General features: G+C 67.2%; 11 protein-coding genes and 1 pseudogene. 4 read left to right on the top strand and 8 right to left on the bottom strand.

Going from position 1 to position 12,721, the window contains the following annotated elements; genetic code table 11:
• Positions 1-51 precede the first annotated feature (51 nt).
• The 3 genes and pseudogenes from AC6IW9_RS17320 to AC6IW9_RS17310 all read left to right on the top strand — a co-directional run bounded on the left by AC6IW9_RS17320 (position 52) and on the right by AC6IW9_RS17310 (position 1,836).
• Positions 52-378 (top strand): DMT family transporter, encoded by a 327-nt coding sequence (locus AC6IW9_RS17320; protein WP_497765350.1) that lies wholly within the window; start codon positions 52-54, stop codon positions 376-378.
• A gap of 15 nt (positions 379-393) precedes the next feature.
• Positions 394-1,049 (top strand): annotated as a pseudogene (locus tag AC6IW9_RS17315) (glutathione S-transferase family protein).
• A 43-nt stretch (positions 1,050-1,092) separates the two neighbouring features.
• Positions 1,093-1,836, top strand: a complete 744-nt coding sequence (locus AC6IW9_RS17310; protein WP_497765347.1) for a class I SAM-dependent methyltransferase — start codon at positions 1,093-1,095, stop codon at positions 1,834-1,836.
• 6 nt (positions 1,837-1,842) lie between these two features.
• On the opposite strand, the gene mazG is transcribed toward AC6IW9_RS17310, so the two are convergent.
• The 6 genes from mazG to metG all read right to left on the bottom strand — a co-directional run bounded on the left by mazG (position 1,843) and on the right by metG (position 7,856).
• Positions 1,843-2,655 (bottom strand): nucleoside triphosphate pyrophosphohydrolase, encoded by an 813-nt coding sequence (gene mazG / locus AC6IW9_RS17305; protein WP_497765344.1) that lies wholly within the window; start codon positions 2,653-2,655, stop codon positions 1,843-1,845.
• Positions 2,656-2,926: 271 nt separating this feature from the next.
• Positions 2,927-3,583 (bottom strand): cold-shock protein, encoded by a 657-nt coding sequence (locus AC6IW9_RS17300; protein ID WP_497765342.1) that lies wholly within the window; start codon positions 3,581-3,583, stop codon positions 2,927-2,929.
• 560 nt (positions 3,584-4,143) lie between these two features.
• On the bottom strand, positions 4,144-4,941 hold the full coding sequence (locus AC6IW9_RS17295; protein ID WP_497765340.1) for an MBL fold metallo-hydrolase: 798 nt from the start codon (positions 4,939-4,941) through the stop codon (positions 4,144-4,146).
• On the bottom strand, positions 4,938-5,738 hold the full coding sequence (locus AC6IW9_RS17290; RefSeq protein WP_497765338.1) for a TatD family hydrolase: 801 nt from the start codon (positions 5,736-5,738) through the stop codon (positions 4,938-4,940). Before AC6IW9_RS17290 ends, AC6IW9_RS17295 begins: the two co-directional genes overlap by 4 nt.
• A 15-nt stretch (positions 5,739-5,753) precedes the next feature.
• Positions 5,754-6,266 (bottom strand): hypothetical protein, encoded by a 513-nt coding sequence (locus tag AC6IW9_RS17285; protein ID WP_497765336.1) that lies wholly within the window; start codon positions 6,264-6,266, stop codon positions 5,754-5,756.
• 15 nt (positions 6,267-6,281) lie between these two features.
• Entirely contained in the window at positions 6,282-7,856 is a 1,575-nt protein-coding gene (gene metG, locus AC6IW9_RS17280) for a methionine--tRNA ligase (protein ID WP_497765333.1), read from the bottom strand.
• Positions 7,857-7,983: 127 nt separating this feature from the next.
• On the opposite strand from metG, the gene AC6IW9_RS17275 reads away from it, so the two are divergent.
• Entirely contained in the window at positions 7,984-8,406 is a 423-nt protein-coding gene (locus AC6IW9_RS17275; protein ID WP_497765331.1) for a UPF0158 family protein, read from the top strand.
• A gap of 891 nt (positions 8,407-9,297) precedes the next feature.
• On the opposite strand, the gene purH is transcribed toward AC6IW9_RS17275, so the two are convergent.
• Positions 9,298-10,890, bottom strand: coding sequence for a bifunctional phosphoribosylaminoimidazolecarboxamide formyltransferase/IMP cyclohydrolase (gene purH, locus AC6IW9_RS17270; protein ID WP_497765328.1), 1,593 nt, complete (start codon positions 10,888-10,890; stop codon positions 9,298-9,300).
• 57 nt (positions 10,891-10,947) lie between these two features.
• Positions 10,948-12,633 (bottom strand): heparinase II/III family protein, encoded by a 1,686-nt coding sequence (locus tag AC6IW9_RS17265; RefSeq protein WP_497765325.1) that lies wholly within the window; start codon positions 12,631-12,633, stop codon positions 10,948-10,950.
• Positions 12,634-12,721: the final 88 nt, after the last annotated feature.

The following is a 12,721-nucleotide window of genomic DNA, read 5'->3' as shown; positions in this document are numbered from 1 at the left end:
GATCGAAGCGCGAGCTTTCGAGGCTCGCATCGATGCGGAAGGGGTCTTCGAATGGACCGCATTTTTCTGGCGATCGCCATCCTGTCCGAGGTCGCGGGCACGTCCGCGCTGAAAGCGAGCGAGGGATTTTCCAGGCTCCTGCCCTCGATCGTCGTCGTGATCGGCTATGGCGTGTCGTTCTTTCTGCTGTCGCTCGCATTGCGCAGCATTCCGGTCGCGGTCGCTTATGCGATCTGGTCCGGGGTCGGCCAAGCCTTGATCGCCGCCGTCGCCTGGTTCGCCTTTCGCCAGACGCTGAATGCGGGAGAGCTCGCCGGAATGGGCCTCATCGTCGCCGGCGTCGTGACGCTCGGCTTCTTTTCCGACAGCACGCACTGATCGGGATATTGGATGATGACATTGGAGCTGCTCATCGGCAACAAGGCCTATTCGTCCTGGTCGCTGAGGCCCTGGCTGGCCATGAAGCAATTCGAGATTCCGTTCACCGAGATCGTCGTTCCGCTCTATCGCCCCGAGTCGAAGCGGGCGCTGCTCGCCTTCTCGCCGGCCGGCAAGGCGCCGGCGCTCCGGCACGGCGAGATCACCGTGTGGGATTCGCTCGCCATCATCGAATATCTCGCCGAGATCCATCCGGATCTCGCCATATGGCCGGCCGATCCGGCGGCGCGCGCGCTCGCCCGTTCGCTCGGCGCCGAGATGCATTCGGGCTTTGCGGCCCTGCGCAGCGAGTTTCCCACCAATTTCCGGCGCGCGCCGTCCTATACGGCGCCGCCGAGCCCGGAAGCGGCGGGGCCGATATCACACGCATCGACGCGGCCTGGCGCGACGCACGCGCGCGTTTCGGGACGGGCGGGCCGTTTCTCTTCGGCGCTTTCACGGCGGCGGACGCCATGTTCGCGCCGGTCGTCTGCCGCTTCTCGACCTATCGCCTCGACGTCTCGTCGCAGGCGCAGGACTATATCGGCGCGATCGTCGCTCTGCCGGCCTATCGGCAATGGCTCCTGGGCGGCCGCGCCGAGGAATGGGTCTTGGAAAAATTCGAAAAGTGATATCGCTCGCCCGACGAATTTCGTGGACGAGAGCGAGCCTGAAATGACGAATGGTTGGAGCGAATCGGCGACGGCCTGGATCGCCGAGCTGGGAGAGCGGGGAGATTTCTCCCGCGAATTCATCCTCGATCCGGCGTTGCGCGAACGCCTCGCGGGCCGACGCTTCCCGAGGGCTCTCGACGTCGGCTGCGGCGAAGGGCGTCTGTGTCGAATGCTGAAACAAAACGGCGTCGGCGACGCGATCGGCGTCGACCCGACCGAAGCGCTCATCGCCGAGGCGCGAAGGCGCGATCCGCTCGGCGACTATCGTCTCGGACGGGCGGAGGCGCTCGAATTCGACGACGAATCCTTCGATCTCGTCGTGAGCTGCCTGACCCTCGTCGACATAGACGACGCGTCTCGCGCGATCTCGGAAATGGCGCGCGTTCTGCGCCCCGGCGCGACTTTGCTGATCGCCAATCTCTCCAACTTTCAGACCGCCGGATTGGATGCGGGCCTCGGATGGGCGAAGGGCGAGAGCGGCGAGAAGCTGCATTTTCGAATCGACGATTATCTCGAGGAGAAGCCCATCTGGGTGGAATGGTCCGGCATATGCGTGAAGAATTGGCATCGGCCGCTCGGAGCGTATTTTTCGTGGCTGCTCGGCGCGGGTCTCGAGCTCGAGCATTTTTCGGAGCCGACTCCACGCGGCGGCGATCCCGATCGCGTGGCCTCCTATCTGCGAGCGCCCTGGTTCGTGCTGATGGAGTGGTCGAAGGACGCTGCGCGCGTCGCGGCGCCTCGATGAGAGCAATTATCGCCGCTCGGACTCTTTCGCCGCCCGCCATAACGCCTCCATCTCCTCGAGCGTGGAGTCCTGCGGGCTCCTTCCTTTCTCGTCCAGCGCCCGCTCGATGAAATGGAAGCGCCGCTCGAATTTGGCGTTGGCGCCGCGCAGCGCCTGCTCGGGATCGGCGTCCACATGGCGCGCCAGATTGGCGACGGCGAACAGGAGATCGCCGATCTCGTCGGCGAGGGCGGGCGAGGGCGCGCCGTCGCGCAACTCCTGCTCGACCTCCTCGGTCTCCTCGCGGATTTTCGCCAGCACCAGCCGCGCGTCGGCCCAGTCGAAACCGACGTCCGCCGCCTTGCGCTGCAATTTGACGGCGCGCGCGAGAGCGGGCAGGGCGAGCGGCACGCCGTCGAGCCGGCTCGGCGCCCTGGCCTCTCCGCGACGCTCGGCGCGCGCCAGCTTCTCGCGCGCCTTGATCTCGTTCCATTGCGCCGTCACCGCTTCCGGCGTCGCCGCGCTCCCGTCGCCGAACACATGCGGATGGCGCCGCACGAGCTTGCCGGCGATCGCGTCGACGACGTCGCCGAAGGCGAAAGCCTGCTGCTCCTCGGCCATGCGGGCGTGGAACACGACCTGCAGCAGCAGATCGCCCAATTCCTCCTTGAGGTCGTCGAGGTCGCCGCGCTCGACCGCATCGGCGACCTCATAGGCCTCCTCGATCGTGTAAGGCGCGATGGAGCGAAAATTCTGCTCGAGGTCCCAGGGGCAGCCCGTCCCCGGGGCGCGCAGAGCGGCCATGATGTCGAGGAGGCGCGCGAGACGGTCTTGCGTCATGGGCTCCCGTTCGGTCTTGCGGAGAATGGCGGCGGCGCGGTGTTATGACGCATGAGCGCGCGTCGAATGGCTGGCGGATTCGCGGCATTTTGCTTTAACATGGGCGCGTCGGCATCGACCCGCCCTCAGCCTTTCCGCCCAAAGGCAGTCGATCCGAGGGTCCGGGGCGAACCGCCTTGCAACGACAGCGCCTCGGACCCGTTCCCCGAATCCGAAGCGTTTTTGTCGGTCTCTAGGCCGGACCCGTGGGTCGGCTACGGCGGCGGCGCGATCAGTCCAGCGTGATCGACAGAGCCTCGCGGCCCTTCGCGGTGTCGACGACCTGCATCGTCACCGGCTGGCCTTCGGCGAGATGATTGACGCCGGAGGGGCCGAGGATCGAGATGTGGACGAAGACGTCCTTGCCGCCGTCGTTCGACTGCACGAAGCCGAAGCCCTTGGTCTCGTCGAACCATTTGACCTTGCCGGAGACCGGCACGGCCGTCGACGGATCGGGAGCCTGCCGCCGCGGCGGACGGTCGAAGCCGCGAGGCGACGACGCGGGCCGCTCGCTCGCGCTGGACAGGTCGACCTCGAGCACGCGCGACACCTGCTGTCCCTTGACCGAGCTGGTGACCGTGACCTTCAGCTTGGCGCCGGGAGGCAGCGCCTCATAGCCGGCCGCCTGGACCGCGCCGATGTGGAGGAAGGCGTCGCCCGTGCCATTGCCCAGCTCGACGAAGCCGAAGCCTTTTTCGGGCTTGAACCATTTGACGACTGCGTCGACGGTGGGCTCGTTGCCTGTGGGAGGCGCCGCGTCGGGAAAACCGCCGCCTCCGAACTGCGATCGCGGCGGCCGGCTCGGCCGCGGGGCGTCATAGCTGTAGGGGGCGTCGTCGTCGAACCCACGCTTCCTGGGCCCCCGGAAATCTCGACCTTTGCTGCTCATGTGTATGTACTCGTCTCCGCCATCCGCCTGAAGACCGCTATAGCCACATGCACGGTCTCTCGCCGGGCGCCGAAGCCCCGACGACGCGCAAAGCCGCCGGCCTCTATCGGAGAGCCGGTTCCGCTGCGTTGGTAACTGTGCCAGTTGAATGCCATATAGTCCCGCGCAATCGCCTTTTTACCAGGAAACGGGCCATCATGGCTAGTTGAATTCGCTGAATCGCCGAAAAATCCTGGGTTCCGCTTCGGCTCGACGCCCTGGTGGTCTTTGAATTCAACCCTGTAGGCGGAATGTCGCCGGTCGCCGAGGGGCGCCCGCGCCCGCGTTCCGTGTCCATCGTTCCGAACAGGGGCGGGACGTGGAGCCGAGAATAAAACCCGTGCAAACTCAACCGCCTGCGTGTGATAAATTCGCATAATCGATATTATGGAACTTAGAGGCGTCGGAACGGCTTGGAGCCCATATGGCTCGGAGCCCATAATGCGGCCCGAACGCTACCATGGCCGGCCGCGCCATCGCCGCCGACTTGGAATCATGGATAAGGAAATTGGCGCGCGGCGTCAGCCGAGCTCGACGCGCAGCCCGTCATAGGCCGGCGTCACATGCGCAGGCAGCATGGCGGCGAGCGCGTCATAGTCGAGATCGACGTGCAGATCGGTCAGGATCGCGCGGCGCGGCTTGAAGTGGGCGATCCATTCCAGCGCTTCGCCCACCGACAAATGCGTTCCGTGCCGCTTGTGGCGCAGAGCGTCGACGATCCAGACATCGAGCCCCTCGAGATGGCGGAAGCTCTCCCTCGGCACGGAATTGAGGTCCGGCGTGTAAGCGAGATCGCCGATGCGGAAGCCGAGCGCGTCCATGTCGCCATGATCGAGCCGGAACGGCATGGCCTCGATCGTTCCGCCCGGTCCCTCGACGACGATCTCACGGCCGAGATGGATGCGATGCGCGTCGAGCAGCGGCGGATAAAAGCTGCCGGGCGGCGTCTCGAAGATATAGTCGAAGCGCGTGGTCAGCATCTTCGCCGTGGGCTCGTCCAGATAGGCCGGAATGCGCCGCCCGCTCTCCAGCACCAGCCCACGCACATCGTCGACCCCATGAGTGTGGTCGGCGTGCGGATGCGTGAAGAGGATCGCGTCGAGACGGCCGACCCCCGCGTCGATCAATTGCTCGCGAAGATCGGGCGAGGTGTCGACCAGCACATTGGTGCGTGCGTCGTCCGTCGTCCGCGTCGCGAGGATCGAGCAGCGGCGACGGCGGTTCTTGGGATTCGTCGGGTCGCATGCGCCCCAGCCCTGGCCGACGCGCGGCACGCCGCCCGAAGAGCCGCAGCCGAGGATGGTGACGACGAGGCTCACGCGGCGCGGCTCCAGGCCGCGGGCGGCGCCATTTTCGAGAACAGCCGCAACGCATTGGCGGTCGTCTGTGCGGAGATTTCATCGAAGGTCGCGCCTTTGACTTCCGCCAGCACGCGCGCCGTATCCGCCACACAGGCCGGCTCGTTGCGCTTGCCGCGATGCGGCGCGGGCGCGAGGAAGGGCGCGTCGGTTTCCACCAGCAGCCGCTCCATCGGCACGTCGCGGGCGATGTCGCGCAGGTTCTGCGCGTTCTTGAAGGTCACGACGCCCGAGAAGGAGATGTAGAGCCCGAGTTCGACCGCCGTCTCGGCGAGCGCGCGCGAGCCGGTGAAGCAATGGAGCAGGGCGGGGAAAGCCCCCTTCCCCATTTCGTCGCGCAAAATAGCCGCGCAGTCCGCGTCGGCGTCGCGGGAATGGATGACGAGCGGCAGAGAGCTCTCGCGCGCCGCGGCGATATGGGTGCGGAACACCCGACGCGCCAGCTCGCGCGGCGCCTTGTCGTAGTGATAGTCGAGCCCCGCCTCGCCGATGCCGACGCATTTGGGGTGACGCGCCAGCTCCACGAGCTCCATGGCGCTCGCCTCGCGCTCCTCATGCGCATGATTGGGATGCGTGCCCACCGTGCAGAAGACGTCGTCATAGCGCTCGGCGACGGCGCGGATCGCAGCGAATCTCCCGACATGGGTCGAGATGGTGACGAAGCGCGCGACGCCCTGCGCGCGCCCGCGCGCGACGACCTCCTCCTGCTCGGGAGCGAAATCGGGGAAGTCGAGATGGCAATGTGTGTCGATGAGCATTCGTCTAACGCCTGGTCAGGGACAGTCCGTCATGTGCGCGTCGCTTTGTCCGGCGCGGAGCGAACGCGCGATACGGGTCACGAGCGGGTCGAATTTCTTCTTCTGCGCGGATGGATAATCGATGGACACGTTGTTCCAAACCGCTCCATTACAGGAGAGCAGCGATTTTCGATAGAAAATTCGATCGCCTTTCGTTCCAGAGACCGCGAGCCAGTCCTTGCCGCGGCGGCGATAAGTCACGGTCTCGCCCTCGCCCGGCGCGAGCCGGTCGGCGATCTCCTGCTCCTTCTGGAAGACCCGAAACCCGCCGTAGACGACGATCCGCGATTGCTTGTCGGGCGAGGTGAAGACGCGGCCGTCGTCATTCTCCGGCGCTTCGCCCATGGTCCAGTCCTTCGGCGCATCGGCCGTCGTTCCGAAGCGCGCGTTGCGGTAGCTGCGCCAGCCCTCGGCATGGAGAGCTCCCGCATGCAGCGTGGCGGCGATCGCCGCCGCGCCCAGCCAACTCGCGCGCGCTCGATTCCTCACGATCCGCTCCCCGCCTCAAGCCTTCTCGCCCGCCGCCTCCGCCTCCTCCACATAGCGCGGGAAGATGGGCGCCGGCGCCGGCAGAGGCGCGCCGGGCGCGAGCGCATTCGCTTCGCCCGCATGGGCGAAGTCGCGCGCCGCCGCCGGAATGCCGAGCAGCCCTAGCAAGCTCGAGGCCGCGTTCGGAATGAACGGCTGCAGCGGGATCGCGAGGCGCCGCAGCGTCTCCGCCGTCACATAGAGGATCGTCTCCATGCGCTTCGGGTCGGTCTTCTTCTTCGCCCAGGGCTCCTCGCCGGCGAAATAGCGGTTCGCCTCGGCGACGACGCGGAAAATCTCCGCGAGCGCCAGATGCGGCTCGTAATCGTCCATCGCCTCGCGCGCCTTGGGCAGAACGGCCGTGGCCTCCGCGAGCAGCGCCCGGTCGGCCTCGGTCGATTCTCCCGGGCTCGGAACCGCGCCGCCGCAATTCTTGGCGATCATCGACAGCGAGCGCTGCGCCAGATTGCCGAGGTCGTTGGCGAGATCGGCATTGATGCGGGCGACGATCGCCTCATGCGAATAATTGCCGTCCTGGCCGAAGGGAATCTCGCGCAGGAAAAAATAGCGCAGCTGGTCGACGCCGTAGCGCTCGGCGAGGCCGATCGGATCGACGACATTGCCGAGCGACTTCGACATCTTCTCGCCGCGGCTGAAGAGGAAGCCGTGCACGACGATCTGCTCGGGCAGCGGAACGCCCGCCGACATCAGGAACGCCGGCCAGTAGATGGCGTGGAAACGGGTGATGTCCTTGCCGATGACATGGGCGCTCGCCGGCCAGAACCGCGCGCGATCCCCCTCCCCCGTCAGAAAGCCCGTGGCGGTGACGTAATTGGTGAGCGCGTCGACCCACACATACATCACATGCTTCGCGTTGGTCTCTGGCTTGGACGGCACGGGAATGCCCCAGTCGAAAGTGGTGCGGCTGATCGAGAGGTCGGAGAGGCCGCGCTTCACGAAGGCGACGATCTCGTTCCTGTATTTCTCCGGCGTGATGAAATCGGGATGCGCCTCGTAATGGGCGAGCAGCCTGTCCGCATAGGCCGAGAGGCGGAAGAACCAGCTCTCCTCCTCCACCCATTCGACCGGGGTGCCGGTCGGCGCGAGCTTCTTCCCCTCGACCTCGGCGATCTCGCTCTCGTCGTAATAGGCCTCGTCGCGGACGGAGTACCAGCCGCAATATTTGGCGAGATAGATGTCGCCCGCCGCCTCCATGCGCCGCCACATCTCCAGCACGGCCGCCGCATGGCGGGGCTGGGTGGTGCGCACGACGTCGTCGGCGAGCGCGTTCAGCGTCTCGCCCATGTGCTGGAACTGGGCCGCTGTGCGGTCGGCGAGCTCGAGCGGCGTCAGCCCCTCGCGCTCGGCGGCGCGCTGCATCTTCTGGCCGTGCTCGTCCATGCCGGTGACGAACAGCACGTCGAAGCCGTCGAGCCGCTTGAAGCGCGCGAAGGCGTCGGTGGCGATCCGCTCATAGGCGTGACCGATATGGGGCGCGCCATTCGCATAAGGAATGGCGGTAGTGATCGTGTAGGTCGGACGCTCTGCCATGCCGCTGGTCTAGCGCGCTTTGCCGCGGCGCGAAAGCGCGGAGAACGGCCGAAGTCTCGCCGCGGCCTCGACCGAGCCGTCGGCCTGCGCGATAATCGATCTCCCATCGAAGCTTCGGAAACGCGCCATGCCCGTCGTCGACTGGAACGATCTGATTCTCGCCCATGAATTCGCCGGCGACGACGGAGGCGACGCAGAAGCCTTTCTCTGCCGGGAGTCGGGCAAGATCTATTGGCGCTCCGACCTCGCCGAGGACCTCGAGGAGCTGCCCGACGACATCGAGGACGAGGAAAAATACATCCCCATTCCCGGCCGGCGTGAGCTCGATCTGGGCAAGCGGCTCGTGCTCGATTTCGCACGCGAGTTCCTGCCGGATGATTTCGACGACATTCGCGACATCTTCCGTCGCAAAGGCGCCTACCGCCGTTTCAAGGGCCTGCTGGAGCGCAGAGGCGCGCTCGACGCCTGGTACGACTTCGAGGCGAAGGCGCAGAAACAGGCGCTGAAGGAGTGGTGCGAGGAGAATGGGATCGAGGTGACGGGTGAGTGAGGAGGCGCGATATGACGAAGAAATTCGCGCTTGGCCGGTTGCTCGAAGCCGTTCTGAGAAACGGCCAAAGACATGCGCCGCCTCGGACTCATGGACGAGTCGACGCATGAGAAGATCACTTTGCGTCGGCTGGGAAGAGACGCCGCGCCCGAGCTTGCGCCGATCACGGGCGAGGCAATCCGAAGCCTCCGGGAAAAAGCGCGGCTCAGCCAAGCAGTCTTCGCGCTATCTCGATCTCACCGTCGGCTATGTCTCGCAATTGGAGCACGGCGCGAAACGACCGAGCGGCCCTGCTCTCGTCCTGCTCGACCTCATCCGGCGCAAGGGAAGGGACGCGATTCTATTCTTGAGGCCGAGCAAGTCCGAAGGCGCCATTTCCACGACCGCCACTTCCACGCCCGAGCCGTCATCGCGAGCGAAGGAAGCGATCCAGAGTCGCAGGGCGACGCCTGTTGCCTCTTGCAACGCCCCTTGACTCCCCCTGAAAATATTCCTATCTTCCGTCCCGCTCCCGCCCATGAAGGGGCGTTCCCCGGGTCAGGGAAACGCGGGCGGGGGGCGGCTCCATCCCGGACGGCGACCCCCGTCCGCGGACAGGATGCGCGTCGCCGGGCGGCGTTCTTCTCCCGTCCATAGGGAGAAACAAGAACCGCTCGTGATCCCAGGCCGTCGGGCTCGATCGCGTCTTGAACGGGAAACCCCAGGATTCGCGGGTCCGGATGAAGCCTCGGGATGTCGACGAGGACGACGACCGCGTTGCGGGACGCTCCGGACCCGGCGTAAACCATCACGCAACCGGCCGGACGGGGCCGGAGCGTCCCGGACCCCTGCCCCACCCGCGCTTCGCCCGAGGCCGCGGGAACGCAGAATCACGCGCGTCGACAGTGGCCCTCAGTGCCGGAAATGCCGCACGCCCGTCAGCACCATGGCGAGGCCGGCTTCGTCCCCCGCGGCGATCACATCCTTGTCGTTCACCGAGCCGCCCGGCTGGATGACCGCTGTCGCCCCCGCCGAGGCCGCCGCCAGCAGCCCGTCCGGGAAAGGAAAAAATGCATCGGACGCGACCACCGAGCCGACCGCGAAGCTCTCCGTCACGCCGGCCTCGCGCGCCGCCTCCTCCGCCTTGACGGCCGCTACGCGGGACGAATCGACGCGCGACATCTGCCCGGCGCCGACGCCGACCGTCGCCAGATCGCGCGCATAGACGATGGCGTTGGATTTCACATGCTTGGCGACGCGGAAGGCGAATTTGAGATCGGCCAGCTCGCGCTCGCTCGGCGCGCGCTTCGTGACGACCGTCAGCGTCAGATCGTCGACGACGGCGTTGTCGCGCGACTGCGCCAGAAAGCCGCCCGCCACACTGCGGAACGTCACGCCGCGCGCGCGCGGATCGGGCAGGCCGCCGGCGAGCAGCAGACGCAAATTCTTCTTCGCCGCGATGATGGCGATCGCCTCGTCGTCGGCGTCCGGCGCGATGATCACCTCGGTGAAAATCTTCACGATCTCGCGCGCCGCCGCGGCGTCTAGCCGCCGATTGAAGGCGACGATGCCGCCGAAGGCGGAGACGGGATCGCAGCGCAGCGCCTTGACATAGGCTTCGGCGAGCGTCGCGCCCTCGGCGACGCCGCAAGGATTGGCGTGCTTGACGATGGCGACCGCCGCCGTGCGCGCCGGATCGAATTCCGCGACCAGCTCGTAGGCGGCGTCGGTGTCGTTCACATTATTATAGGAGAGTTGCTTGCCCTGCGCCTGCCGCGCCGTCGCGACGCCGAAGCGCGCGTCGCCCGTGAGATAGAAGCCGGCCGACTGATGCGGATTCTCGCCATAGCGCATCGGCTCGGCGAGTCTGCCGCCGAAGGCGCGCCAGGCCGGCGTCGCCTCGCCGAGCGACGCCGCGAGCCAATTGGAGATCGCCGCGTCGTAAGCGGCGGTCCGCGCAAACGCCTTTTGCGCGAGGCGGCGGCGCGTCGCCAAAGTCGCGGCGCCGTTGTTCGCTTCGAGCTCGGCGAGGAACGAGTCGTAGTCGCTCGGATCGACGATCACCGCGACGTCGTCGTGGTTCTTGGCGGCGGCGCGGATCATCGCCGGACCGCCGATGTCGATATTTTCGACGCAATGCTCGAAAGCGGCGCCGGCGCGCATCGTCTCCTCGAACGGATAGAGATTGACGACGAGCAGGTCGATCGGGCGAATGTCATGGGCGAGCATCGCCGCTTCGTGCTCGGGATTCTCGCGGATCGCCAGGAGGCCGCCGTGCACTTTCGGATGCAGCGTCTTCAAGCGGCCGTCCATCATCTCGGGAAAGCCGGTGACGTCCGCCACATCGCTGACGGGGAGGCCGGCCTCCGCGAGAGCCTTGCGCGTGCCGCCGGTGGAGACGAGCTGAACGCCGCGGACGGCCAGCGCCCGCGCGAGATCGACGAGGCCCGTCTTGTCGGAAACAGAGACGAGGGCTCTGGCGATGGGGCGCAGATCGACCGGCATTCGGGTCCTTTCGGGGCGAGCTCGAGCGTCGCGGATGAGAGGTCGGCCCGGCGCTTATCATATATCCCGGGGAGCGGAAACCAACTCCTCGCCGTGCTCGTCGACCCGCGTGAAGGACCAGCGCAGGCGCGCGTCCTCGCGACCGCGGCCGGCGATGACGAGCTGCGCGCATTTTCGCGCGCCGCCGGCGCCGGCGAAGAACACGCTGTCCTCGATCGCGACCGGCGCGTCGGCCTCGAAGGCGACATGGATGGAGCCGCAGGAAATCAGCGCGCCCTGCCCTTCCGCGAGCGGCGCGACTTGCGCTCTGGGATGGAGATGAAATCGCAGCACGAAATCGCGCGCTGTCGCGCCCGCTCGGGCCGCGACGAGCTTGTCCTCGCCGAACAGCTGCGCGCCGTCGTGCGTCAGCGACAGGATGCGCTCATGCGTCAGGCCGAGCTCGGCCGCATAGCCGTCATGGGCGAGCTCCAGCACGCGGCTGGAGCCGGTCGCACGTCGCGTCGCCCGCACGTCGCGCGGCCCGGCGAGGATGCGCTCCTCGCCGCGCTGCGCGCGGATGCGGCAAGCGGAGCGGTCCTCGACGACGAGCGTCGAATGGGCGGCGGTGACGCGCGCGAGGCGGCGCGACGGATCGGCGCTCGCCGGCGGCGCGCCGCAATTCACGACGATGCGCTCGGCGCCGATCGAATATTCGAACGAAAGACAACCCGCATGCGCGGCTCCGGAGAAGACCGGCGGCGGCGGCGGCCCGGCGTCGACGATGACGAGCGCTTCGCCCGCCTGCAGGCGCCGATAGCCGGACTGCGGCGCGTCGAGCGGCGGCGGCCCGGGGGAATCGTCATGGGCGAGGATTGTCGCCAGCCGGTCCGGCGGCGCGCGTCCCATTCCGTTGAACAGCGCCAACGAGCCGTCGCCGTGCTGCATCAGCCGCAGGAAGGAGATCATCCGGGAGATGGAGCCGAGCAGCCGCTCCGGCGGCCGCCGGCCGCGCGCTGCATAGGCCTGGCGCAGCGGCAGGAGATCGAGCAGCAGCTCGACCGGCGCCTCCGGATTGCGGGAGACATGACCGCCGTCGTCGAGGATCTGTCGCGCCAGCTCGGCGTCGAGCAGATCGATGGCGCGCGCCTGGAGTTTGCGGTTCGCATCGGCGCAGACGCCGAAGGCGGCGAGCGCGATCGCGCAGACGAGACGATCCGACCCCGCCCGCGGCGCCGCGAGCGCGCGCAGAAGGCGTCGCGCATTGCCGCCGAGCGCTTCCATGAAGCGGTCATAAAAATCCTGATCCGCCTCCTCGAGCAGGATGGGCGATTGCGCGAGCCAGGACAAGGTGCGGCGCGCGACCACCGCCGGCTCGAAGGCGGGATCGTCGGGCGTGGGACGGCGAATGGCGAGGAAATCCTCCGCGAGCGCGCGGGCGTTGGCGCGCGCCAGCGCCTTGTCGGCGGCGCGCAGATGGCGCAGCCAGGCGAATCCCGCGAGCGAGCGCCGCCAGGCGGCGGAGGGCGGATCGATCGCGAAGGGCGAGCGCCCCTGCGTTTCGACGATCTTGCCGGCGAAGGAGAAATAGCCGGCGTAGATCTCGTCGGCGACGGTCGGATCGGCGGTGCGTATGTCCTGTGGCGCGATATGGAGGCGCTCCGGCGCACTCAGGCCCATGGCCTGAACGGCGTAATAGGGCGCCCGGACGGCGCGCGCGAGGGAAACGGCGCCCTTCTGGGCGAAGAGGCCCGCGAGCCTCATTCCGGAGCGGATGGCCGTGTCGCTCAGAGCGCCCTCCTCACGCGCCGACCGTCGTTTCGGCGCCGCATTGTTCGCAATTGTGGCTCGC

It is taken from the genome of Methylosinus sp. shoA (genome assembly GCF_059718125.1).
This window is presented reverse-complemented; position numbering and strand designations above follow the sequence as displayed.